This is a genomic window from Shewanella halotolerans (genome assembly GCF_019457535.1).
GTDB lineage: Bacteria > Pseudomonadota > Gammaproteobacteria > Enterobacterales > Shewanellaceae > Shewanella > Shewanella halotolerans.
In genome coordinates this window covers 1,254,781-1,278,665 of the sequence record NZ_CP080417.1, presented here as the reverse complement: position 1 = coordinate 1,278,665, position 23,885 = coordinate 1,254,781, and the positions used below count along the sequence as shown (strand labels likewise).

The 23,885-nt window shown below is 54.7% G+C and carries 19 protein-coding genes; 7 read left to right on the top strand and 12 right to left on the bottom strand.

The window, feature by feature from the left end; genetic code table 11:
- A complete protein-coding gene (torD, locus tag K0H81_RS05645) occupies nt 1-642 on the top strand; it encodes a molecular chaperone TorD (RefSeq protein ID WP_220060186.1) in 642 nt (213 codons plus the stop codon).
- 186 nt (nt 643-828) lie between these two features.
- Nucleotides 829-1,482, top strand: coding sequence for a class I SAM-dependent methyltransferase (locus K0H81_RS05640; RefSeq protein ID WP_144203790.1), 654 nt, complete (start codon nt 829-831; stop codon nt 1,480-1,482).
- Here K0H81_RS05640 and K0H81_RS05635 read toward each other — a convergent pair.
- Nucleotides 1,479-2,705, bottom strand: coding sequence for a DEAD/DEAH box helicase (locus tag K0H81_RS05635; RefSeq protein ID WP_220060185.1), 1,227 nt, complete (start codon nt 2,703-2,705; stop codon nt 1,479-1,481). The two genes, K0H81_RS05640 and K0H81_RS05635, sit on opposite strands and share 4 nt — an antisense overlap.
- 169 nt (nt 2,706-2,874) lie before the next feature.
- Entirely contained in the window at nt 2,875-5,976 is a 3,102-nt protein-coding gene (gene torS, locus K0H81_RS05630; RefSeq protein WP_220060184.1) for a TMAO reductase system sensor histidine kinase/response regulator TorS, read from the bottom strand.
- Nucleotides 5,977-6,043: 67 nt separating this feature from the next.
- Between torS and torT the strand changes: the two genes are divergently transcribed.
- Entirely contained in the window at nt 6,044-7,207 is a 1,164-nt protein-coding gene (gene torT, locus K0H81_RS05625; protein WP_220060183.1) for a TMAO reductase system periplasmic protein TorT, read from the top strand.
- A gap of 35 nt (nt 7,208-7,242) precedes the next feature.
- On the opposite strand, the gene torR is transcribed toward torT, so the two are convergent.
- Entirely contained in the window at nt 7,243-7,968 is a 726-nt protein-coding gene (gene torR, locus K0H81_RS05620) for a two-component system response regulator TorR (RefSeq protein ID WP_220060182.1), read from the bottom strand.
- Nucleotides 7,969-8,252: 284 nt separating this feature from the next.
- Here torR and K0H81_RS05615 point away from each other — a divergent pair, with 284 nt between their 5' ends.
- Complete coding sequence (locus K0H81_RS05615; protein WP_144203794.1) at nt 8,253-8,621, top strand: PilZ domain-containing protein; 369 nt, start codon at nt 8,253-8,255, stop codon at nt 8,619-8,621.
- A gap of 401 nt (nt 8,622-9,022) precedes the next feature.
- Nucleotides 9,023-10,108: a linear amide C-N hydrolase gene (locus tag K0H81_RS05610; RefSeq protein WP_144203795.1), complete on the top strand. Its 1,086-nt coding sequence runs from the start codon at nt 9,023-9,025 to the stop codon at nt 10,106-10,108.
- Between the two features lie 71 nt (nt 10,109-10,179).
- Here the strand turns inward: K0H81_RS05610 and K0H81_RS05605 are convergent, their stop codons facing one another.
- Nucleotides 10,180-10,683, bottom strand: coding sequence for a GNAT family N-acetyltransferase (locus tag K0H81_RS05605; RefSeq protein ID WP_220060181.1), 504 nt, complete (start codon nt 10,681-10,683; stop codon nt 10,180-10,182).
- A 26-nt stretch (nt 10,684-10,709) separates the two neighbouring features.
- The gene (gene radA / locus K0H81_RS05600) at nt 10,710-12,083 is read right to left on the bottom strand and encodes a DNA repair protein RadA (protein WP_220060180.1); all 1,374 of its coding nucleotides are present in this window, start codon (nt 12,081-12,083) and stop codon (nt 10,710-10,712) included.
- A gap of 330 nt (nt 12,084-12,413) precedes the next feature.
- On the opposite strand from radA, the gene K0H81_RS05595 reads away from it, so the two are divergent.
- A complete protein-coding gene (locus K0H81_RS05595) occupies nt 12,414-14,804 on the top strand; it encodes a PilZ domain-containing protein (protein ID WP_220060179.1) in 2,391 nt (796 codons plus the stop codon).
- 37 nt (nt 14,805-14,841) lie between these two features.
- Here the strand turns inward: K0H81_RS05595 and K0H81_RS05590 are convergent, their stop codons facing one another.
- Together K0H81_RS05590 and serB are read right to left on the bottom strand one after the other, a co-directional pair.
- Nucleotides 14,842-15,768, bottom strand: a complete 927-nt coding sequence (locus tag K0H81_RS05590) for an alpha/beta fold hydrolase (RefSeq protein ID WP_220060178.1) — start codon at nt 15,766-15,768, stop codon at nt 14,842-14,844.
- 263 nt (nt 15,769-16,031) lie between these two features.
- Nucleotides 16,032-17,015, bottom strand: coding sequence for a phosphoserine phosphatase SerB (gene serB / locus K0H81_RS05585; protein ID WP_220060177.1), 984 nt, complete (start codon nt 17,013-17,015; stop codon nt 16,032-16,034).
- A gap of 42 nt (nt 17,016-17,057) precedes the next feature.
- Here serB and K0H81_RS05580 point away from each other — a divergent pair, with 42 nt between their 5' ends.
- The gene (locus K0H81_RS05580) at nt 17,058-17,792 is read left to right on the top strand and encodes a YtjB family periplasmic protein (protein ID WP_350354834.1); all 735 of its coding nucleotides are present in this window, start codon (nt 17,058-17,060) and stop codon (nt 17,790-17,792) included.
- Between the two features lie 165 nt (nt 17,793-17,957).
- On the opposite strand, the gene deoD is transcribed toward K0H81_RS05580, so the two are convergent.
- From deoD to K0H81_RS05555, 5 genes are all read right to left on the bottom strand, one after another.
- The gene (gene deoD / locus K0H81_RS05575; protein WP_011866609.1) at nt 17,958-18,668 is read right to left on the bottom strand and encodes a purine-nucleoside phosphorylase; all 711 of its coding nucleotides are present in this window, start codon (nt 18,666-18,668) and stop codon (nt 17,958-17,960) included.
- Between the two features lie 109 nt (nt 18,669-18,777).
- Nucleotides 18,778-19,995: a phosphopentomutase gene (locus K0H81_RS05570; RefSeq protein ID WP_220060176.1), complete on the bottom strand. Its 1,218-nt coding sequence runs from the start codon at nt 19,993-19,995 to the stop codon at nt 18,778-18,780.
- Nucleotides 19,996-20,006: 11 nt separating this feature from the next.
- Nucleotides 20,007-21,338 (bottom strand): thymidine phosphorylase, encoded by a 1,332-nt coding sequence (gene deoA / locus K0H81_RS05565; RefSeq protein WP_220043071.1) that lies wholly within the window; start codon nt 21,336-21,338, stop codon nt 20,007-20,009.
- A gap of 157 nt (nt 21,339-21,495) precedes the next feature.
- The gene (gene deoC, locus K0H81_RS05560; RefSeq protein ID WP_220060175.1) at nt 21,496-22,269 is read right to left on the bottom strand and encodes a deoxyribose-phosphate aldolase; all 774 of its coding nucleotides are present in this window, start codon (nt 22,267-22,269) and stop codon (nt 21,496-21,498) included.
- Nucleotides 22,270-22,719: 450 nt separating this feature from the next.
- Nucleotides 22,720-23,553 carry a nucleoside-specific channel-forming Tsx family protein gene (locus K0H81_RS05555; protein WP_220060174.1) on the bottom strand — a complete coding sequence of 278 codons (834 nt, stop codon included), beginning with the start codon at nt 23,551-23,553 and terminating at the stop codon, nt 22,720-22,722.
- Nucleotides 23,554-23,885: the final 332 nt, after the last annotated feature.

The following is a 23,885-nucleotide window of genomic DNA, read 5'->3' as shown; positions in this document are numbered from 1 at the left end:
ATGAATAAGCCATCGATTTATCAAACACCAGCCAACCAGGCGCGAGCCAGGGTCTACCGTCTGCTGTCGGATCTGTTTGCCAAAGAGATAGATCATCAGCGCCTACAAAGCCTGCAAAGCAGCGAGGCGCTGGCCTTCTTTGACCTGCTGGCCGGCGAGCCTAGGCTGGCGCCTGAGGTGAACACCATCCAGGCGGTGTTGGCAGGGCTGGGCGACGAGCCCTCCCTGCTGAATCTGGCCGCAGATTATTGCGGCCTGTTCCTGGTAGGCGGCAAGCAGAGCGCCAATCCCTATGCAGGCCTCTATCTGACGCCTGAAGGCGATGAGGAGCAGCCGCTGCTCTTCGGCCCTCAGCATCAGGAGATGCTTGCCCTGCTCAAGCAGAGCAAGCTGGGGGTGCAGAGCGATTTTCCCGAGCCGGCCGATCACATCTCGGTGATCTTGGCCTATGTCGCCCAGCAGGCCACCAGCCTGGATGATAAGGCGCAGCAGCGCTTTATCACCAAGTATCTGGATACCTGGCTAGCCGAGTTTGCCAAACGCGTGAGTGACAGAGACCCTGGCCGATTCTACCAGGCCCTCGCCAGGCTCACACAGACCTGGGTCAGTCTAGATTGTGAGGCACTTTGCGAGCATTCGTAAAAAAATCAATAAGTATCAATATGATTGAATAACAATCACCACAGTAAAAGCGCCGCTCAATGTCGGCGTTTTTTTATGCCGATAGCTATTTGCGCCGATCCCCCTTATAGTGGCCCACCACACGTAGCGAATCGATATCGATCTAGGCTTGTTGCGTTTACTGTTAACGCAAGGAGTTTAACCGCCATGAGCGCCCCACGTGTCCGCTACCAGACCCTGGAATACCCTCACACAGATATACATATCCGCAGTCTCAGAGACAGACAGGAATACTCAGATCCTCTGGGCGAGGCCGAGGCGTTAGGGATCTCATCCGCCCAGTGGTCACTATTTGGCGTGCTATGGGATTCGGGTAAGGCGCTGGCAGATCAGATGGTAAGTTTCGATATCGACAACAAGCGCATCTTAGAGGTGGGTTGTGGCATGGCACTGGCCAGCCTGTTGCTCAATAGCCGTCAAGCTGACATCACCGCCACAGATTACCACCCAGAGGCAGGCAACTTCTTACGGGAAAATGTGCGTCTTAACCAAGGCGAGACTATTCCCTTTCTGCGCACCAGCTGGGACTCCCACAGCGATGGCCTAGGGTTATTTGACCTGATCATAGGTGCAGACTTGCTCTACGAACGAGAGCATATCGAGCTGTTATCGGCCTTTATCCATCGCCATGCGGCGCCCGCCTGCGAGGTGATCTTAGTCGACCCAGGCCGTGGCAACCATGCCGCCTTTAGCAAGAAGATGTGCAGCCTGGGCTATCGTCACCACCAGGAAAAAATCGCTCCGACCGCCGAGATGTCCTCCAGCTTTAAGGGGCAGATGCTCTACTACCAACAGGGCTAACGCCGACCGCCCTGACCGCGCCGTTTGGCGCGGCGTTTCTGCGCCGCCTTGCCATTGCGACGGGGATTGGGGTCAGCCTTGGTGAGATCCGGCTCGAAACCGGGCAACCACTGCTGGGGCAGACGCTTATCCAGCAGCGCCTCGACCTCCTCCAGTAGCAGTGCATCCTCCTCGCAGTAAAGGGTCACGGCGACGCCCTGCTTACCCGCACGGCCGGTGCGGCCGATGCGATGCACATAATCCTGGGCCACATAGGGCAGCTCATAGTTAACCACATAGTCCAGAGACTCGATATCTATCCCCCGCGCCGCCACATCCGTAGCCACCAGCACCTTTATCTCTCCACGGCGGAAATCGGCCAGCACCTGCTCACGCGCGCCCTGGCCCAGATCCCCGTGAAACGCCTTGGCCTGGATGCCTTGCTCACATAGGCGGGCGGCCAGCTTGTCGGCGGCCACCTTTTTACGGCTAAACACCAATACCCGCTGCCAATCCCCCTTGTTGATCAGATGAGACAAGAGGGCAAACTTGCGCTCGCTGTCCACCGCATAGACCCGCTGCTCGACATCCTGGCTGGCGCTGTTCTGCGTGCTGACGGCGATGCGTTTGGGCTGCTTTAACCAGCGATGGCTCAGTGCAAGCACCTTGTCATCCAGGGTTGCTGAAAACAGCAGGGTCTGACGCTCGCTGGGTAACAGCGCCATCAGCTCGGCTATCTCGTCGGCAAAGCCCATGTCCAACATGCGATCGGCCTCGTCGAACACCAGGTGCGCCACGCCATCTAGCTTGGCGGCGCCGCGTCTGTGCAGGTCCAGCAGGCGACCCGGGGTCGCGACGATCAGGTCGACGCCTGCGGCAAGCTGCTGGCACTGTGCCTCGATGCTGACGCCGCCATAGACCAGCCCCGCCGACAGACAGGTGAAGCGGGCGAGATCTGAGATCCCCTGATGAACCTGCAGCGCCAGCTCGCGGGTGGGCACCAACACCAGGGCTCTTGGCTGTTTATCTGAGACCTCGACCTGCGCCTGGCCCATCAAGTTAGCCAGGATAGGCAGGGCGAAGGCGGCCGTCTTGCCCGTGCCCGTCTGGGCCGAGGCCATGAGATCGACACCGCTTCGCACCAAGGGGATCGCCTCGGCCTGGATCTGAGTCGCCTCGCGAAATGCCAAGGCTTCCAGCGCCTGTTGCAGCGGCGCAGGCAGAGACAATTGAGAAAATAACATAGGTGAAGATCCCGCTTTAGTTGCTGTTGTGAGTAGATGGTTAACAATGGGGCGCAAGTGTAGCAGATTTCGCCCATGGCTCTAGCAGATTCAGACGCCTAATGCGCCGCTTTGCTAGCTCCGCTATTGCATTGATGCTAGCTGCACTATTGCGTTGATGCTAGCTGCACTACTGCGTTGATGCTAGCTGTGCCTCGAAGGCGGCGACCGAGTCACGCCACAGCTGCCTGAGCTCACGAATATTCTCCGTCTGCAACGCACTCTGTTCCAGTTGCTGGCAGCGCCTTGTCAGCCTGACCATGCCCATGTTGGCGCTGCTGCCCTTGAGGCCGTGGAGTAGCTTATGACACGCCTCATTCTTATCTTCGGCGGCCTGCTCGACTTTCCGTTCGGCTTTCTGTTCAGGCGTGGATTCGACAAGCTGCTCCAACTGGGTCAGCTGCGCCTCGCTGGAGGAGAGATAGAGGCTCAACATCTGCGCCATCGCCGCCTCGCCGAGACAGTCGAGATCCCCCTGAAACTGAGCGCTATCCAGCAGAGAGGCATTCAGCAGAGGAGCATCCGGTAGAGGATCTTCCTCCGCTAAATCCACCGCCGACGTTTCATCAGATCCCACAAGTTCCACTGCTTCAGTCTCTTCTGTTTCTTCGGCGACTGGAGCCGAAGTTTTTGACGCCCGCCCCAACCAGCGCATCAGGGCCTGCATGTTGAGCGGCTTGGCCAAGATCTCATCGAATCCTACCGCTCGATAGACCTCGAGATCCTGTGGCTGTAGCTGGGCGGTGAAGGCGGCAAACACCAGATCGCTCACGGCGCGCTCCCTAAGCTGACTCAGGAGGTCTATGCCAGAACCATCGCTGAGCTGAATATCCAACATCACGGCATCGAACCCCGCGTCTTTACCCTCGAAAGCCGCTATGGCCTCGGCGCAGCTTGGCACCAATACTGCCTCGTGGCCAAGATGCGCCAGGAAGCCCTGGGCCACCATGGCATTGACCTGATTATCTTCCACCACCAGCACTCTCTTTGGTGCGACCTGAGGGATGATATCTGTGGTGTTTAGTATGGGCGCTTCACAAGGCTCCAAGGGCAGGCTAAAGCCGAAGGTGCTGCCCTTGTTCACTTCGGTCTCGACCCAGAGCCCCTCATCGCCAGCCCCCATCAGGGTGACCAGCTCCTTACTGATCGCCAGCCCTAGGCCAGTGCCACGGCTGCGACCCTGGTTGGGCTGGGCGCTGTAGGCGATAAACAATCGCGCCTTGGCATCCTCGGGGATCCCAAGGCCAGTATCGCTCACGATAAACTTAAGGCGCGCCCCTGCTTGGCTCACCCGCAGACAGATCTCCCCCGCCGGGGTAAATTTGATGGCATTGCCTAGCAGGTTAAACAGCACCTGGCGCAGCTTAGGGCCATCGATATTGATCCACTCGGGGAGACGCTCTCGCTCCAGGCGCAGCGAAAGACCTGCGTTGCCCGCCCCCGCAAGCATTATGGAGACTACCTCGTCGAGCAGCTCATTGATGGCCACAGGGCGCGGCTCATTGCTGAGTTTGCCCTGCTCCAGGCGCGAGAAGTCTAAGATGTCGTTCAGCACAGTCTGCAGCAGGGCGCCGCTGTACTGAGACAGGGCCAGCATCTGCTTCTGGGCCGAGGGCAGCTCAGATTCCCCCAGTAGGGTCAGGGTGCCGAGCAGACCGTTGAGGGGGGTGCGGATCTCATGACTCATGGTCGCCAAAAATAGCGACTTGGCCCTGTCGGCCGCCTCGGCCATCAGTCTCGCCTGGGCATGGCCCTGCACCTCAGCATCGAGACGGCGATTGGTTTGAGCCAGTTCCTGGGTACGTTCCTGCACCGTCGTCTCCAGCGACGCCTTGTGGGCCGACAACTCGGAGGCTGTCTCCTGAAGCGCAGTTTGCAGACGCTGATTGTGATCTGTCTTCTGCTTGAAGGCATCGATGGCCGAGGCCATGGCGGTCAGCTCATCATCCCCGTGGGGGTCCAGCGCCACCTGAGTATCCCCTCGGCTAAGCCGTGACAGGGCGTCGGTCGCCTCATGGAGTCTAAGTGCTATCCCCTTGTAGATCACCCGGTAAACCACAATCAGGATCAACACCAGCATCAATAACCCCGTGCCCCAAAGCCCCGCCTTGGCCCAGAAGAGCTGACGTAGAAAATCTCCCCTGGCCTGCTCCGCCTGGGTTTGCTGGGCCGTCATGGCCCCATCAACCTGAGTATTAAGCTGGCTAAGCTTGTCACTCAGTGTCTGGAGCTGCGCCGTCTGGGAAGCGAGCACCCTGGCATAGCGGCGCTGCAGCGTGAGTTTATCGCCGACGCCGCGCAGTATCGCCAGCTCATGGGTCAGCTCTGTGGCTCTCACAGGGTCTCGCACCACCCCCTTGAGTAGCTCTAATGGCATAAGATTAGGCTGATTGATGTCAAAGATAACATTGCTCGTGGCACTGGCTGGCTCATTGCCGGGCATGCCGCCCTGGGCCTCAGTTGGCTGCAATCGATACTCGCCGCCGCCCTGCTCGGCCAGCACCCGCGACATGCTCACCAGCACCTTACTGAGCCCCAGATGTTGCTCGGGCGATTGCAGCAGTTGACCCACCAGCGCCAGGTGATGGATCAGGGCCAGGGCGCGATTGAGACGCGCCTGAATATCGAGATCTTTCTCTATGATGGTATCGAGCAGATAGCCGCTCTGGGCGGTGCCGGCAACCTCGGGATAGGCCAGGCTCAGCTTGGCCAGCACGGCGGAATCGACGACCGCCAGCTCGGCCTCTAGCAGCTCGATAGCCCGTCCTGAGGCGTCCACCAAAGCCTGGCCATCGCCCCTGAGTTGCTTGGCGAGGGCCAAACGCTCACCCACCTGATGGCCTAGCAGAGTCAGGTCGTGGATGATCTCCGCCGCTCTGGGACCTAGGTGGCTATCGCCCTGAAGGTTAAGCGATTTAAGACGGGCGATGGCGCCGAGCAGGTTGCTGCTCTCGATGGATAGCTTGCGCCCGAGAAAGGCGCGCTCCGCCTCCTCCTGCGCCCGCTCTAAGGCCTGGGCGTTTTCTTGCAGGGCGCTGACCGACTGCATCAACTGGCGCGCGGCTTCTGAGGCGGGTAGTGCCTCCTCATAGAGGTATTTGTCGGCGGCCTTCACCCAATAGAGGGAAACGCTACCCAGGCTTACCAGCGTGAGCAGGAGCAGCGCCAGCAGGCTAAAGGCCAGCATGAGACGGCCGACTAAACTTTTCCCCGAGAGTGATAAAGCGCCCACATGGCTCCCGTTTAACTGTTACAATGAATCAATGACATGCGTCTGGTTACATTATACTGAGTGCCCTGTGGTGAAGCATAATAAATCTCCCTTTTTCCGCGCCTTTTCTCTCTGGGCTTGCCTCCATGGACTGGCAATCGCCGCCGGTTTCTCGATATCGGTGACGGCCAATGCCAGTGAGACCTGGTCACTTGAGCGGCGCACTCCCTATAACGCCAAGCTCCAGCAGGTCGAGACACTCAGCTATCGCCCCTTGAGTACGGCGAAACGGCCCTGGCGACTCTGCGCCCTGGTGCCCCACCTCAAAGACGCCTACTGGATTGGCATAGACTATGGCTTGGTGACCCGGGCGCAAACTTTGGGGGTCGCCCTGGAGCTGTTTGAGGCTGGTAGTTACTATGGCAAGGTGAAGCAGCTCGAGCAGCTAGAACACTGCATGAAATCCGATTTCGACGCCATCTTGCTGGGCACTGTAGATCCTGAGCTACTCAAACAGTATCAGGGGCAGATAAGCAAGCCCATGTTGGCCCTGGTCAACCGCTTGGACAGCCCCCTGGTGAGCACACGCATAGGCGTCAACTGGTATCAGATGGGCTGGCATGCCGGCGATTATATTCATCGCACCACAGCCAAACAGCCTGGCAAGGCTAACACAAGCCAGGCTAACACCGACCAGACTAATACCGGCCAGGCTGTGCAACTGGCACTGCTGCTCGGCCCCGAGAAACTTGGCGGCAGCACCTGGGTTGAGCAAGGGATCATGGCTGCGCTTGAGGGCAGCAGTGTGACCATCTCCTCCAACCGCCACGCCGATAACAATCGCGATCTTTATCGGGATCAGTTACATCATCTACTCAAAGACCATAGGCCCGACTATATACTGGGCAGCGCCGTGGCCATCGAGGCCGCCATCGGCGCCCTGGCGCAGCAGGACACGGCACAAGACATAGCCTTGGTGAGCAGCTATCTCTCGCCCGCCACCCTGCGCGGCCTGTACCGCCATAGGGTGGCCTTTAGTAGTGACGATCAGGTGGTGCTGCAGGGTAAGTTAGCGATAGATGTGGTGGTGCGGGAACTCGAGGGCGCCGCCCCCTTTGGCGATATCGGCCCCGGGATAAAGGGACTCACCCCAGATAATATTCAGATGAAGCAGCTAGCCGACAGCCTGGCGCCGGCGGATTTTTACCCCATCTACCGGGTCGAGGCGCCTAAGCCGACTCCTCAACCCTAGCCTTCTACCCTAAACCTCTCTGCTAATGCTCTCAACTAGTCTTCCACTTTGGCCGAGAACAGATAGCCCTCGCCGTGGACGGTAACGAAGAGCTCGGCATGTAGCTTGTTGCGCAGACGGCGGATGATCACATCTATGGTTCTGTCGTTGACGTCTTGATTGCGATGGCTGGTCAGCTGCATCAGGCGTTCACGGCTCAGCACCTGCTGTGGGTGCAGCACAAAGGCGCTAAGCAGCTCAAACTCCGCCTTGGTGAGTTTGATCACCGCCTCGCCCTGAGAGAGCTTGCGGCTGTTGAGGGCCAGGCTGTAATCTTCAAATTCGATGAGATCGTCACAGCGCTCCAGCTCGGCAATCGCCTGCTGCTGCGCCTTCTTCACTAAAGAGATACGCCAGAGCAGATTCTTCACCCGCACCAGGAGTTCACGCAGCTCGAAGGGCTTGGTCACATAATCGTCGGCGCCCATCTCCAGGCCGATGATCTTATCGATCGCCTCGTCACGCCCGGTTACCAATATGATGCCTACCTCGGAGCGGCTGCGCAGTTCGCGAGTCAGGCTGAGGCCATCGACGCCGGGTAGGTTGATGTCCAACATCACGAGATCGATATGCTGCTGGCTGAACTGCTGCCACATCTCTTCACCATCGGCGGCTTCGAGTACACGATAACCCTCTTTCTCGAAATAGCCCTTCAGGCGAGCACGGATCACCGCCTCATCATCGACCACAAGAACACAAGGTTGTAATGAAGTTAGGGCCATGACCCCGCTCCCAGACGCGTTAAATAAAGGTTAAGGCTATTATTCACAATTTTTCATAATTGCATATCAGCTTTATCTCAATTATGAGATCTGGCGCGGTTTTTAGCCGCTAGGGCGCCCGTGTTGTTTAGGCCTATGCTGCCTATCAGATCTTGCGTTCGATGCAAATAGATTTTGGCTCAAGTCACTAAAGCTAAATATAAATCAAGATTTTTACACCCGGGTCATGTTAGCTTATGCTTACCTTATTAACATTACGCTCACACTTGAGGCTAGGACAGGTTATGAATGAAAGGCGGCAATTTTCGCGCATCTTCTTCGATGTCGATGCGACGCTCACCCAAGAGGATAAGGTGTGGTCGACCAAGCTGCACGATCTTAGCCTGAATGGTGCCCTGGTCGAGCTGCCCCAAGAGTTTGCACCAGGCCCGGCTCCAATACTCCTGAGCTTCACCCTGGAAGGCTCGGATGTAGAGGTCACCATGGAGACCCAGGTGATCCACCGTCAAGACGGCCAACTCGGCCTCGAATGCCTGCATATCGATATCGACAGCATCAGCCACTTGAGGCGCATGCTAGAGCTCAACATAGGCGATGCCTCATTGCTCGACCGTGAACTCAAGATGTTTATCGAGGTGCATGATCAAGGGTGATGCGCCCTCCTGCCAGCCATGGACTTTGCTAGAGTTAGCTGAGCAGCAATGAATGCAACACAAAGGGGACCTAGGGTCCTCTTTTTCGATCTGGCGCTGCCGCTAACGCTGGTCGATCGGGCTAACTCCTGATGCCGGCGTCACAGGTTAACGCTCTACGTTTTCCTATCTCATGCACCGCAAGCACGCCTCAAGCCCCACCTAACAACTCACTTAAATACTCATTTAAATGTTTGCCTACAAGTTCACCTAAAAGCTCGGCTCTAGTGCAACCCAATATATTCGATTATCGAATAGTTATTAGTTATTAACTATTAGGTTTTAAGCCTATTCTAGCTCCATAGGCAAAATTAAGCCGTGAAATAAACCCATTTTAGGTTCAACCAAACGAGGTAGTCACCATGAAAACATCAATCGTCGCAGCCAGCATCGCCGCTCTTATGACTATAGGTGCAGTACAAACCGCTTCAGCTTGCTCTAGCGTATCGGCCACCACAGACTATGGCACACTAGTCGCCCGCTCGCTAGATTGGGGAGTCGCAGTCGAAGCCCGCGCCAAGATCATTCCAGCTGGCATAGAAGTGAGCTCCAATGCGCCTAGCTACAAGACTCAGGCCACCTGGACCACCAAGTACAAGACAATGTCACTGTCTGATAACCCTATCTTCCATGGCACCGCCTACGACGCCATCAACGACCAAGGCCTGTCTGTCCACGGTCAATACCAGGAAGCTAGCGCGCCGTTTCTAGCGATGCATAAAGACAATGACGATGGTGCACCTGCGGTCAACAACGGACTGCTGGCGACCTACATCACCTCAAACTACAAAACCGTTGCCGAGGCTATCGACGGCCTGGACAAAGGCGAATGGCAGCCAGCCTTCTCTGATCCCCTGATGGACATGGATCACTTAGTACCTGCGCATTTTAACCTGCGTGATAATGAGGGTAACGTGGCTCTAATCCAACTTAACGCAGGTGGCAAGCTGAAGGTATGGCGTGGCAGCACCAACGACGAGCTGCGCTTCGTCACCAACGAGCCTCTGTTCCAAGACCACCAAAAGTTCTCTAAGACGGTAGATCGCAGTGCACTGGGCACTAAACTGCCTGCGGATTACTCATCACTGTCTCGTTATGTACGCGGCCTGCACCATGCAGAGAGCCAGGACTTCAAAGACATGAGCTACCAGCAGACCATGGCGGCGCAACTACTGGCCTTCCACAGCGCGGTAGCCATCCCACAATCTGTTATGGCGCCAACGGTCGATGGCCCACAGATCCTTAACGAAGGCGGCGTGTTCCCCACCTTCTTTACAGTGCAGTACAACCTGAAAAACGGCGATACCGTTTATTCAAACCTGCATGAAGGCCAACAGGTGAAGTTTAACTTCACCGATGTGAAAGTCGGTGACCAGCCAGTCTGTTCAAACCTGACCGTTGAATCCCAAGATGGCAATTCAACCCCCACTTTTGGCAAGTGTAGCTAAACAGCCTTAAGTGCCAAAAAGCCTCCATATCCGGAGGCTTTTTAATCTTTTACAACAAGAAAATGTTCAATCTAGTTAGCCTTTACCTGAAAGGCAGCGTGATAGCTCACCACTCCTTGAGGCCATTCGCCGCCCAGTTTACGCGCAAGAAAATAAGCCTCTGGCACGCCGGGTAGAGTAAGTCCGGCATTGGACGCAAAGCCAAAACGCCGATAAAACTCAGGCTCTCCCAGTAAGACGCAGCCATGGGCACCGGCGTTATCGAGCGCCTCCAGTGCGGCGCGCATCAAGGCGCTGCCGATCCCCTCTCCCTGAAGCCCGGGCAATACCGAGATGGGGCCGAGTCCATACCAGTCTGGACTCCCATCAGAGATGCTCACCCGGGACAAGGCAACATGCCCCACTAGTTTTCCCTGCACCTCGGCCACTAATGATATCGCCAGCGCGCCTGCATCTCGCAGGGCATTGACGATAAGATGCTCGGTATGGTCTGTGTGAGGCGCCTCGAGAAAGGCTGCCCTGGTGATCTCTGCTATGTCTGCACTATCGCCGGGGGCTTCACTGCGTATATGCATGGGTTTCCTCTCGCTGACAGTAAACCTTAACAGATCAGCTCTAATAGCTCGTGGATCGTCTTGATGGGGTTAATCTTGGCCCCCAACCCCTCCATCGACTTATGATAGTTGCGATAGGGAATAAAGATCTCGGTAAAGCCATGCTGCACCGCCTCTTTCACCCTGGGCACGCCGCTGTCGATGGGGCGCACATCACCGTTGAGACTCAGCTCGCCCATGATGCAGGTGGTGCGCGGCACCACAAACTCGTTGAGGCTGCTCAGCAGCGCGGCCACCAGCGCCAGATCGATACAGGTCTCAGACTCGTCTATCTTGAGTCCGCCCACCAGATTGAAATAGGTGTCGTGATAGATCTTGGTGCGGGTATGTTTACGCAAAATTCCCGTCAGCATCTTGATGCGGTTCATGTTCAGGCCGACACAGACCCGCTGGGGAAACTCCCCCTCAGCCTCTGTGGTCAGGCACTGGATCTCCAACAGCAGGTTGCGATTGCCCTTGCGGATACAGGTGATGGCCGCCCCGGGAGACTCGGTAGTGGAGCCTGAGAGGAAGATCTCGCTGGGGTTATCGACACTTATCATGCCCCGCTCCGTCATCCTGAAGATGCCTACGGTATCCACGTCGCCGAAACGGTTCTTGTTGGCCCTCAGGGTACGCACCTGACCGTCGTTACACTCGAGATGCGTCAGGCAGTCGACGATATGGATCAGGGTCTGCGGGCCTGCCGTCTCGTTGTTTTTGTTCACGTGGGCGACCAAAAACATGGTGACATTGTTCTGCTTACAGTATTGGGTCAGTGCCTGGGCACTGCCCTTGACCTGAGATGGCGACCCCGGGCTGCCGTTGGCCAAGTCCGTCACAACGGCCTGAATCGAGTCGATCACCGCAAACTTGACCTGCTTGGCCTCCAGCTCGGCGATGATCGCCTCCACATTGGTCTCGGCCATCAGGTAGAGGTTTTCCTCGTTGCAGTCGAGCCTGAGGCGATTGACCCGGTTCTTAAACTGCGACAGCGACTCTTCGGCGGTGCAGTAAAGCGAGGGCATCAGTTGAGACATACGCGACACCAGATCCGACAAAATGGTCGTCTTACCGGCGCCGGGATCCCCCGAGATAATGTTAACCGAGCCCGTGGTGAGCCCGCCGCAGAGCACCCGATCCAGCTCGCCAATGCCGGTAAGCAGCTTCTTGGCCTCAAACTCCTCCACCTCGCTAAGCTTCTTCGAGCCGCCACCGACGGCCCCCGCATAACCGGCCACCGAACCCACGCTTGACTTAGCCGGCGCCAGCCTCACCTCAGAGATGGTGTTCCATTCGCCGCAGGCATTACACTGCCCCTGCCAGCGGGGAAAGTCCTGACCACATTCGCTGCACACATATGCTGTTTTATTCTTCGCCATAGCTTAACTGTTTGTCATCTCATCAATGTCTGGACTCTACTGCATCTGCTCGCGCAGACCAGAAAGGCCCTTTTCCATGCAGGCATTCTACATGAGTATCTTGAGCGGCTGTAGTGCGCATAAGCTAATCCGCGCTATCGCTGAGTGCTAAAATGATTCCCACAAGGGGGCTAAAATGCCTTACACTGGCGTTAGGGCTTTCAACCACAGTGTCCGCCGCAGCGTTAGCAAATTGTGCTGAATAAACAAAAGGCTATCAAGTTTTTACCCGAGCTGCCGACACAAGAAGATAAGCCGCATCATCCACTATGAGTCGAAAAGATATAATCCATGAGTCTAGAGCAACATAAGGCATTGATCGAACAGTTAAAACCCCTGCTGATGGAAACCAACTTCCAGGAGCTGTTTGAACATCTGACCTCAGGCGAGTCCAATTCGACCCGTTTTCTGCTCAAGATGGAGCTCAACCGCCTCTCCTCTCCCTGTACCCGGGTTATCGATCTCAGGGACAGATCCGAACTGCCCTGCGCGCCCTTTAGCAGCGGCGCCCAGACTCACTTTATCGATGCCCCGGCGAAAGAAAACTTTATTCAGGCCCTGGCCCTGTATCAGGGGCAGTACACCCTTGGCGTATACGAACAGGTGATCGAGGGTCATAAACTGCGCCGGCAAAGGGCGCGCGAAGGCGACCAAGGGGCCGACACCGCCCTCACCCCCTATGTGGCCAGCGGCGCCATCTTAGGCAGCTACTTCAATCGCGCCGAAGAGCGGATGAACTATGCGATCCGCATCGGCGTGCTACAACCGGGGCGTAGCGAGGTGAAAGGGATCACGGTCGACCTCTCAGTCGGCGGCGCCCGCATTCGCCTGCCAGCCGATCACGGCCTCAACCCAGAGCAGCCGCTTATCGTCAAGCTGCTGGAACTGAGCGCCGAATACTATTTCGATGACCTGCAGAAAGGGGTGGAGTATCAGGTGGTCGATGTCGAGAGCAATCACGAGTTCAGCTGGATGCGCCTCAAACGCGTCGGCGGCAGCGATGCCCTCTCTGACATGCTGGCCAACCTGATCCAGGGCTACAAGTTTCGCTACAAGGTGGATATCAACGACATACTGGTCGCCGCCACAGGACTGGGTTTCGAGCGTCACTATCTGCCCCATCTGCCGCACCTGCCGCTGTATGTGGAGTTTAAGGACGGCCAGCATCGCATCACCCACAAGCTACTGAGCCGCGACAATCAGAAGCTGCAACAGTATTTTGTCGATGAGAAGTCGGTCAGCCAGCTCGGCAGCATGTTGACCCATGAGCGGTTACAGGCCCTGTTTAATGCGCCTCAAGACCCGGATCATAACCTATTTTTCTGCTTTACCTTTCAGGCACAGGGGGCGATCTTCTTCTATTCCGCCAGCCTGGCCGAGCTAAAACAGAGCGATATGCTCGGCCTCTTCCTGCGCTTTGGTGCCACCAAGGCCAGTTGGCGCATATTCAAGCTGGCCTGTCATGAGATAGACCATGAGATCTCCTATAAATCCAGTGTGTTACCCGGTGACTCCAGCTATTACGCCTCGCTGACCGAGGCCCAGCTCAAGTGCTTCACCCATGTGCTGCAGCTGATCGATCTCACCAACGAAGAGGTGCTGCCGCAATATGAGGCTTGGGATGCCAAAGGCCATCAGGCCAACGAGCTTAAACGCTTCGGACAGGAGAAGCTGCTGGAAGATCAGATCAAGTTGTTGTCGCTACAATTTACCGAGCGGCGCAACGAGGCGCGCTTCTCCTTCAAGACGCTGGTCACCGTCAGCCAGGGCAAACAGACACACCACGGTTTCACCTTAGATATCTCGGGCAAGGGGCTGCAAGTCACCCTGGATGAGCCAGCGAACTTAGATACCACGGCCCCTGTGATGGTGGCCTTTCCCAAGCTGCAACATCTGGCGGGTAAGACGCGGCTGGCGCAGCTGCCCTATCGGCTTATCCGCACCCGCAAAAATGGCGTCACCATACACCTTGCCGCCATGGTCGGCCACACGCCCCATGTCGGCGTCGCCTTCCTCAGCCGCCTCATCGAGGCCAACCGCGACAAACTGAGAAAGCTGACCGAGGCCAACAGCGACATGAAGGAGCTCTCGGACGGGCTGAAGAACTTGCTGATGCGCGACTTGGCTTCCGTCCCTTACTTCATAGAGAAGACGGCAAAATCGGCCAAACTCAGCGTATTAGGGGTGAGCAAACATTCCAATGCCATCGCCGATCTCTTCGCGGCGACCACCCAGGAGGCATTGAAATACGACCTCAGTGCCCTACTGGACAAGGGGCGCCTCAAAGAGGATTTCATCACCCCTATCCGTCAGATGAAGCCACAACACGGACTCGAGTTTTTCGAGACCTATGTGCAGATCTCCCGCCAGTCTCAGGGACGCATCAAGATAAAATGCGTGAAGCCAAGGGAGATTGGCGAACAACAGGCCCAGCTACACTTCATACGGCAGAGCCAGAACCTGGGGCGCTTCATGGCGCTTCGCGTCTACCGCGGCGCTGCTGGTAAGCCTGATATCAACTATATCAAGCGTGAACTGGAATATATTGGCCTACATGCCCAGCACAAGGCCAAGAAGCTGGAACAACTGATGTGGCACATCATAGGCGTGGGCGAGCTGCTGGATATTACAGACGAGGTGATGCTGCGCTATCCAGAGCTGCTTGAGCAACAGAAAGCGTAACTGCCGGCGCTATAAACCTGCGCCATTTTGATCTTCACTAGAGCCCGCGGTACCAGCTCAATACCAGAGGAAAGTGATCCTCTGTGGCATCCTTGTGGGTCAGCATTTCGGCATGGCCATAGTCGTGGCGGTTGCCATTGGCCTTGCTGAGTAAGGTATAGGTCACCGGCTTGATATGGCACTCCTTAATCATCCGCTGCACATCGGCAGGATTGCCCAGCACCTGATCCCCCTTACCTGCGATAAACCAGGTCTTAGGCCAGCCCTGTTTGGCGCCTAAGGCACTTGCCGCCTTGGCGTAATCGAAGCCATCGTCATGATCTATCCACTCGCCTCTGACCCAGTCGATGCTCTGGGACAGAGAGGCCTTGGTTTCGTTATCCATCCCCATGCGCCAGCGGTCGGCGGCCAGATAGCCATGACCGGCGGCAATCGCCGGCGCCAGTTTGTTCCACACAAGATCCACCATCAGCCACTTCTTAAAGGAGCGCACCTTGATGGCGCGCTTGCTGCCGAAAGTTAACAAAGACGCGACACTGGTCTGAAAGAAATCGAAACGCGCGATGGCGCTGGCCATCAGCACGCCGCCCCAGGAATGGGCGCACCAATGTACCTTATGAGCCTCGGGATGCTGCGACAAAATATAGTGCTGCACCAGGGGAAGTTGCTCGCGGATCACCTCCCCCTGACCATGACTGGCGCCTGTGCTCAATTTGGGTGTACTCAAACCGCGCCCCAAGGTATCGAGCACATAGACCACGAAGCCCGCCTCTGCCAGATAACAGCCGAGCCCCCTGCCCTTATCGCTGTAGAAGACGCGTCCGTTAGACATGGCGCCATGAAGCATCAGTATGGGTGGCCGACTCATGTCGGCATCGGGCCGTTTGAGCAGGCGCAGATGGAGTTGTCCCTGACGATAGGGAATAAAACGTGATTCTTGGATCAGAGTCGACACTGAAAACATCCGGGTAAAATTTGATTTAAATTACTGACTTTAAAGGACTAACACAAGAGTAAAGCGAGAGAAAAACAAGACTCAAACAGGCCTGAAACCATCTTAAACAAGTGTTTCAAAATTATGACTTAAAGATCAAAGATAAAAGGGTGATTTTAAACGCGAGCTTTAGATTCGATCAGGCAAAAAATTAGCCATTATATTCGGGATAAAATAAGGCTCGCACAAGGCGAGCCTTTTGATGCTGTGTTAGATTCGGCCGAGAATTCCGCCTAGGCCAGGTTCACCAACATGTAAGGCAGTACCCTTAGATCCAACTTGGCAATCGCCGCATCGGCTGCCGCCTTCAGCTTAGGCTTGGCATGATAGGCGATGCCAAAGTCGGCCGCCTGCACCATGGGGATATCGTTGGCGCCATCGCCTATAGCCAGACGTTGACCCAAAGGGATCTGCCAACTCTCGGCGCTGCGCAGCACGGTATCGGCCTTGAACTGGGCATCGACCACAGTGCCGATAACCTCTCCCTTGAGCTTACCCTCGACGATCACCAGCTCGTTGGCATAGGCAGCATCTAGGTTTAACTGCTGCTTGAGGTGCCCAACGAACGGCGTAAAGCCGCCAGAGGCCAACACCAGGCGCCAGCCATAATCCTGCAACTCTGCTACCATGGCCTCTAGCCCCGGCATCAGCGGCAGCTTGCTACACAGGGTATCTATGATACTGGCATCGGCGCCCGCCAGCTTGGCCACCCGCTCACGCAGGCTCTGCTCGAAATCCAGCTCGCCCTGCATGGCGCGCTCGGTAACCTCGGCCACCGCCTCGCCAACGCCGGCCATGGCCGCCAGCTCGTCGATGCACTCTATCTGAATCGCCGTCGAGTCCATGTCCATCACGAGTAGCCCGGGTCTATCCAGCCTAGGCTGCTCAGCGCCAATATGCAGCAGCTCGATATCGTCTCGCTCGCCGAGTGCATCGCAGACTTGCTGCCCCGCCTGCTTGTCGAGGCAGAGCTCGATACAGGTAAGATCGTTTTGGCGGGTGATAAGGGCGATGCTCACAGACGCCGCAGAGGACAACAGCTGCTCGGCGATAATCGCCTGGCACTGAGAGCCCTGATAGACCAGGCGCAGGCGTAAATCAGCGTTGGGGCCGCTCGCTTCCTCATGGCGTGTAAGCTGACAGCCATCCAGGGTAAGACTCGCACTAACCTCATCATAGAGCCATGAAAACAGAGGATTTTGTTGCTGATTTGCCATTAGTAATGCGTCTCCGGGTATCGGGTTAGAAGATAATCCATTATGATTAATAAAACCCTTATCATCTTCAGGTACAAAGTGTTTTTTCTTAAAGGACTCAAAAAGACCCAGAGGCTGACGCGACTGTTGCAGATTGCCGTGGCGGTCGCCCTCATGGTGGGCCTGTTCCAATTATGGGAAACTAGCCTACTACAAGGTCAGCAGCTTCTAAAGTCCCAAACCCAAAAGATGGCACGATTATTAGTGCAGCAGACCGCCTATGGCGCCGCCCCGGCGCTGCAGCTGCAAAACGATGAGCAGCTACAATGGCTCACCAGCGCCCTGGTGCTGGACCCTAAGGTGATGTCGGCCACCATATTCAGCGAGAAGGGACAACGCCTAGCATTTGCCCAGAGCGTCACCGACGAGCAGCTGGAACCTGAGTCGGAAGAGCTAAAGGCCCTGCTAGCTCCTTACCCGCCCTATGTAGAGGCGGTGCTGCAGGATGATAAGAACCTGGGTTACATAGAGGTACGTCTGGTGCCGCAGCGCTTCTTCAATGAGATCAAGGAGGCGCATCAGCTCAACATGGAACAGCAGCAGATGATGTTGATCATCGCAGGCCTCATCGGCATGCTGCTCTCTCGCGCTCTCTCCTTTAAACGGGCCGACTTCGAGCGTCGCAAGACCAAGAGCAAAATCGGTAAGAAAATCGCCGCCACCCTGGGAGCGGATGACGCGCAGGAGAGCGACGACTCAGCCCCTGATGCAGCCAGTGATAAGAAACAAGGCAATTAAGAAGCCGTCCCGGGCAAAGGGCAAAGACAAGACTCGCGCTCAACATAAGCCAGGTTTAGACAGAGGAAAGTCTTAGACAGAGGAAAGCCCTGGTCAGAGAACCCTTGGAACAGACATAAAAAAACGGGCCAATTGGCCCGTTTTTATTAAACACTCGCGTGATAATTACAGAGTAATTGCCGCTTCCAGTGTCATTTCGATCATTTCGTTGAAGGTAGTTTGACGCTCGTCAGAAGAGGTCTTCTCACCGGTACGGATATGGTCAGATACTGTCACCACACATAGTGCCTTAGCACCAAACTCTTTAGCAACGCCGTATAGACCAGCGGCTTCCATCTCAACGCCTAGCACGTCCATCTTTTCCATCACGTCGAACATTTCTGGATCTGGCGTGTAGAACAGGTCGGCAGAGAATACGTTACCAACGCGGTACTTAGTACCCTTCTCTTCGGCTGCCTTAACCACTGCGCTCAACAGGCTGTAGTCACAGATAGCAGCGAAGTCTTGGCCCTTGAAACGTAGACGGTTAACTTGAGAATCGGTACAAGCACCCATACCGATGATCACGTCGCGCACTTTAACGTCTGTGCTGATCGCACCACAAGTACCCACGCGGATCAGGTTTTTCACGCCGTAGTCTTTGATCAGCTCAGTCGCATAGATAGAGCAAGAAGGGATACCCATGCCTGAACCCATAACAGAGATACGAACGCCTTTGTAAGTACCTGTGAAACCTAGCATGTTACGTACGTCGGTGACTTGCTCAACGTTCTCAAGGAAAGTTTCTGCAATGTATTTAGCACGTAGCGGGTCGCCTGGGAATAACACTGTATCAGCGAATGCACCGTCGACTGCATTAATGTGTGGTGTAGCCATCTATATAACCCCTATTTTTAGACTTAAGTCTTTTTCTAGTAGCGGTGGCCCAATTTAAGCCACCAAATCATAATATTGTAGCAGGATGACCTTAAGTCATCCTTATTGCCTAGGCGACGAATGACTCGCCGTATTCCATAGGCTCTAGACCGAAGTAGCTCGCAATGCTCTGGCCGATATCGGCGAAGCTGTTACGACGACCCAGTGAACCAGGTGCTAGACCCGCGCCATAGGCAAGTACAGGCACGCGCTCACGGGTGTGGTCTGTACCCTGCCAGGTTGGGTCGCAACCATGGTCTGCGGTCAGCAGCAGCAGATCCTCTTCACCCAGCAGCGCCAACATCTCTGGCAGACGGCTGTCGAAGTACTCCAGCGCGCGGGCATAACCGGCGATGTCACGGCGGTGGCCGTAATGAGAGTCGAAATCGACGAAGTTAGTGAACACGATAGTTCGGTCACCCGCTTGCTTCACCTGCTCCAGGGTCGCATCGAACAAAGCTTCCAAACCAGTGGCCTTCACCTTCTTGGTGATACCGCAGTGCGCATAGATATCGGCAATCTTACCCACACTAACCACCTCACCACCGGCCTCTTTAAGCTTATCGAGAACCGTCTTTGATGGTGGCTCAACCGCGTAGTCTTTACGGTTACCGGTACGGGCGAAATCGCTTGGACCTGTGCCAACGAATGGACGAGCGATAACACGGCCGATGTTGTAAGGTTCCAGCTCTTCACGGGCAATTTGGCACAAGGTGTAGAGGTTTTCCAGACCAAATGTCTCTTCGTGACAGGCGATTTGGAACACTGAGTCCGCCGAGGTGTAGAAGATAGGCAGACCAGAGCGCATATGCTCTTCGCCCAGCTCCTCGAGGATCGCCGTGCCTGAGGCGTGGCAGTTACCCAGGAAGCCAGATAGACCGGCACGATCAAGGATCTTGTCGGTCAGCTCTTTAGGGAAAGAGTCTTTCAGGTCGCTAAAATAGCCCCACTCATACAAAACGGGAACACCCGCCATCTCCCAGTGACCGCTCGGGGTATCTTTACCCGAGCTCAGCTCATCGGCATGACCGTAGGCACCGATCACTTCGACATCGTCACCGAAGCCTTCAGCAAAGCTGCCTGTGCTCTCTTTAGCTGCCAGTGCCAGGCCAAGCTTGGCCAGGTTAGGTAGCTTAAGCGGGCCTTCACGACCATCGTTGGCCTTGCCTTCGGCGCATGCCTTAGCAATATGACCGAAGGTGTTTGAACCTGAGTCGCCAAAGGCTTCAGCATCTTTTGCCGCACCGACCCCAAAAGAGTCGAGCATCATAATGACAGTTCTTTTCATCTTTTACTCTCCTAGAGATCTGACTGACGAATGTAACGATAGATCTCTGGTGTTTTCTCTGGCGCTTCATCGCCAATGTGAATCGCTTTCTTCACGGCTGCCGCCGCTTCTTCGAAGGCGCTTTCAGATTGCGCATGTACCATGGCAATCGGCTTATCTGAGGTGATCTCATCACCCAGCGCACAGACTTGGGTCAAGCCCACACTGTAATCTAGGGCATCACCTGGCTTACGACGTCCACCGCCTAGGGTTACTACCGCAAGGCCTAGCTCACGGGTATCCATAGAGGCCGCGAAACCGCTACGGTCGGCGTATACAGGACGAATGATCTGCGACTGTGGCAGATACTTAGCATAGTTTTCGATAAAGTCGGCTGGACCACCCAGACCGGCAATCATACGACCGAAGATATCGGCAGCCTTACCGTTATCCAGCACGCGGTTGAGTTTCTCGCGGGCTTCGGCTTCGCTGGCGGCCAGGCCACCTAGCTGCAACATCTCGGCGCACAGACCCATGGTCACTTCATACAAGCGTGGGTTACGGTATGCACCGGTCAGGAAATCCACCGCTTCTTTCACTTCTACCGCGTTCCCCGCACATGATGCCAGCACCTGGTTCATGTCGGTCAGCAGAGCAGTGGTCTTGGTACCGGCACCATTGGCTACCGCGGTAATGCTGCGAGCCAACTCTTCAGAGGCTTCATAAGTTGGCATGAAGGCACCACTGCCCACCTTAACGTCCATGGCTAATGCATCGAGACCGGCGGCAAGTTTCTTAGAAAGAATAGAAGCTGTGATGAGAGAGATGGATTCAACGGTTGCGGTATTATCGCGAATAGAATAGAAGCGCTTATCGGCGGGAACCAGGTCTCCAGTTTGACCTATGATGGCAACACCAGCTTCTTTAACGACTTTTCTGAACAGGTCGCTGTCTGGCTCAGTCTGGTAACCTGGAATCGCATCGAACTTATCCAGGGTTCCGCCGGTATGACCCAGGCCACGGCCGGAGATCATGGGCACATATCCGCCACAGGCGGCGGCCATGGGGCCAAGCATCAGGCTGATCACATCGCCCACACCGCCGGTGCTGTGCTTGTCGATGATAGGGCCGTCGAGGCCGAGGTTTTTCCAGTTAAGGACGGTGCCAGAGTCACGCATGGCTGTAGTCAGCGCAATACGTTCATCCATGTTCATGTCTTTGAAATAGACCGCCATACCCAGTGCAGCGATTTGGCCTTCAGAAACAGTGTTGTTGGTGATCCCCTGAACGAAAAATTGGATCTCTTGGGTAGACAACACTTCGCCATTACGTTTTTTACGAATAATCTCTTGTGCTAGAAACATGGTACTGCCTCCAAATTTGTCACAAAAAATCGTATTTGAGTGACAAATTCTCTTATTTAACGCCAAAACCGTAATTTAATTACGAACAATATATACAAGTTTTGGCGTTATCAAATAGATTTAGATCACACTTAACTAATAAAGCTAACCGCGTCGCTTAGTAACCTTGAGGACCCTTAGGCGCTTCGGCCAATTCCAGGGTGTGTAGCAGGTTGTTTAGCAGGCTAGACGCTCCGAAACGGAAGGTACGTGGAGTTGCCCAGCCCTTGCCTAGCAGACGCTCAGCAACACCTAAGAACTCTTCTGCGGCTGCAGCATCACGCACGCCACCGGCTGGTTTGAAACCAACTTTAGGGTTCTTCTCGGCGATAACTGTCATCATGATCTCGGCGGCCTCTAAGGTGGCGTTTACTTCCACTTTACCGGTAGAGGTCTTGATGAAGTCGGCGCCGGCGTCGATAGACAGCTCAGAGGCCTTGCGGATAAGCGCTGGGTCTTGCAGTACGCCAGACTCGATGATCACCTTCAGCAGTACGTCGTCACCACAGGCTTCTTTACAAGCTTTAACCAGCTCATAGCCTACGGTTTCGTTGCCTTCCATCAGGGCACGGTATGGGAATACTACGTCAACTTCATCGGCACCATAGGCAACGGCGGCACGCGTCTCTAGCACGGCGATCGCGATATCATCGTTACCATGGGGGAAGTTGGTGACTGTAGCGATTTTGATCTCTTCACAACCCATTTCATTCAGGGTCTTACGAGCGATAGGAATAAAACGAGGATAGATACAGATTGCAGCTGTGTTACCCGCAGGCGTCTTAGCCTTATAACATAACTCAATCACTTTCTGATCGGTATCGTCATCGTTCAGGGTCGTCAGATCCATCAGCTCAATGGCTTTCTGTGCTGCTTTTTTTAAATCACTCATATTAGCTCTCCGAAACGTAAATTATAAATTCAGAAACAAGAAATCGACGTATGGCAGCACCTAGAGTTGGCATCTTCTGATTATATTTATGGCCGGGCCTTCAGGCGTTGCCGTAAACTAGTTTTATCGGTACGACACAACAAGTTTACTAATTCAGGTATTCAATGCCCTGGTGAAACCAGCGGCGATCCTGACACAAGGGTCACGACTTGAATCCTTGAAGACCGGGAAGGGGGAACTAAGTAATTATACTTTGTAGAGTAGTGTTCCAGCCTTTCCGCGAAAAATCCTTTTTAGCGCGTAAAACTACTAACCTTTATGTAAACAAGCTCTATTAATATAGTCCATGCTTAGATAAAGATTACTCACTTAGGTTAAACAATCATGACAAACCTAAGAGAGAGATGAGGAGCCGCCTTCAGGCGGCTCCCAAGCCTACAAATTCTAAATTTAGAACTTGTAAGTTGCGGTGAAGTAGTGACCCCAACCAGTGGTTTCCAGGCCAACGATACCAGCGCCATCTTTCAGCAGGTAAACGTCTTTGTAGCCTTTCAGACCATAGCCAAGTGCATACTTGTCAGAGTGCCAGTACAGACCGAAGAAGGCTGCACCACCGTTGTCAGACATAGGAACGAACTCGTTACCCATATCTTCGTCACCACCGAACTGCCAATCAACATAACCTTGGAAAGATAGGAAGCTCTTGTTTTCGAAGAAGTAGAAAGGCTTGAACCAGTTAGCAGAGAACTGGTAACCGTTCCACTCTTTCTTGTTCAGGTCGTAGTGAGCGTATAGGTTCATGCCGGTTTTGCCTAACCAAGGCACGTTTACGTCAGCACCGATACCCCAGAAAGTCGCGTTTACGTCTTCACCGATAGCTCCGCCACCCCAGTTGAACAGAGTTGAGAAGTACAGTTCTTGAACTGGACCGAAAGACAGGTCTTTACCAGTGATCGCATCTAGAGAGAAGCGTGGGTTAAACTTCATGAACATCTTGCTAGCGCCAGAACCTTGTGCCTTGTCGCCAGCTTTTTCGTTGCCTAGGTTGAACACGTCAACATAACCGTATAGATCAACGATACCTTTACGGCCGCCGAATTCCATCTCTAGGTAGTTGTGTCCGCTTGCACCTGAGCTTGGTAGCTCGTCTACAGAGTACATAGCATTGAACTGCATCCACTTGTAGTCGGTAGCATATAGATCTGAACGATCTGCTGCAAAAGCACTGCTAGACATTGCTGCTACTGCGGTAGCGGCTAAAGCTAAAGTTTTAACGTTTTTCATCATCAACCCCATTATTTTATGGTTTTACTGCTCTTTACGAGTCAGCGTTTCTTTCTTTGTCGGCGCCGCATTTTACTCAAATTGTATTAAATCACAATATAATTAATGTAGAAATGCGAACACAATATTCTAACACTAAAACAAACTTCTGATTTATCACTGATATTGGCGTTTTATCACCGGCCAGCTGGAAGTTTATCTACCCATGACTAAGCATCAACGGCTGTGATAAATAGTCATCTTGTTACTAATATGTTGAAAAATGGTTGAGTTAACGCTGACTCTGCCCTGCTGGGCAGAGTCGTCGTTCAGGGGCATCCCCCCAAGGAATT

Excerpts from the sequence above, each read along its gene's own strand:
- torD (WP_220060186.1), top strand. The coding sequence starts at position 1 with ATGAATAAGCCATCGATTTATCAAACACCAGCCAACCAGGCGCGAGCC.
- K0H81_RS05640 (WP_144203790.1), top strand. The coding sequence starts at position 829 with ATGAGCGCCCCACGTGTCCGCTACCAGACCCTGGAATACCCTCACACA.
- K0H81_RS05635 (WP_220060185.1), bottom strand. The coding sequence starts at position 2,705 with ATGTTATTTTCTCAATTGTCTCTGCCTGCGCCGCTGCAACAGGCGCTG.
- torR (WP_220060182.1), bottom strand. The coding sequence starts at position 7,968 with ATGGCCCTAACTTCATTACAACCTTGTGTTCTTGTGGTCGATGATGAG.
- K0H81_RS05615 (WP_144203794.1), top strand. The coding sequence starts at position 8,253 with ATGAATGAAAGGCGGCAATTTTCGCGCATCTTCTTCGATGTCGATGCG.
- K0H81_RS05610 (WP_144203795.1), top strand. The coding sequence starts at position 9,023 with ATGAAAACATCAATCGTCGCAGCCAGCATCGCCGCTCTTATGACTATA.
- K0H81_RS05605 (WP_220060181.1), bottom strand. The coding sequence starts at position 10,683 with ATGCATATACGCAGTGAAGCCCCCGGCGATAGTGCAGACATAGCAGAG.
- radA (WP_220060180.1), bottom strand. The coding sequence starts at position 12,083 with ATGGCGAAGAATAAAACAGCATATGTGTGCAGCGAATGTGGTCAGGAC.
- K0H81_RS05595 (WP_220060179.1), top strand. The coding sequence starts at position 12,414 with ATGAGTCTAGAGCAACATAAGGCATTGATCGAACAGTTAAAACCCCTG.
- K0H81_RS05590 (WP_220060178.1), bottom strand. The coding sequence starts at position 15,768 with ATGTTTTCAGTGTCGACTCTGATCCAAGAATCACGTTTTATTCCCTAT.
- serB (WP_220060177.1), bottom strand. The coding sequence starts at position 17,015 with ATGGCAAATCAGCAACAAAATCCTCTGTTTTCATGGCTCTATGATGAG.
- K0H81_RS05580 (WP_350354834.1), top strand. The coding sequence starts at position 17,058 with ATGATTAATAAAACCCTTATCATCTTCAGGTACAAAGTGTTTTTTCTT.
- deoD (WP_011866609.1), bottom strand. The coding sequence starts at position 18,668 with ATGGCTACACCACACATTAATGCAGTCGACGGTGCATTCGCTGATACA.
- K0H81_RS05570 (WP_220060176.1), bottom strand. The coding sequence starts at position 19,995 with ATGAAAAGAACTGTCATTATGATGCTCGACTCTTTTGGGGTCGGTGCG.
- deoA (WP_220043071.1), bottom strand. The coding sequence starts at position 21,338 with ATGTTTCTAGCACAAGAGATTATTCGTAAAAAACGTAATGGCGAAGTG.
- deoC (WP_220060175.1), bottom strand. The coding sequence starts at position 22,269 with ATGAGTGATTTAAAAAAAGCAGCACAGAAAGCCATTGAGCTGATGGAT.
- K0H81_RS05555 (WP_220060174.1), bottom strand. The coding sequence starts at position 23,553 with ATGAAAAACGTTAAAACTTTAGCTTTAGCCGCTACCGCAGTAGCAGCA.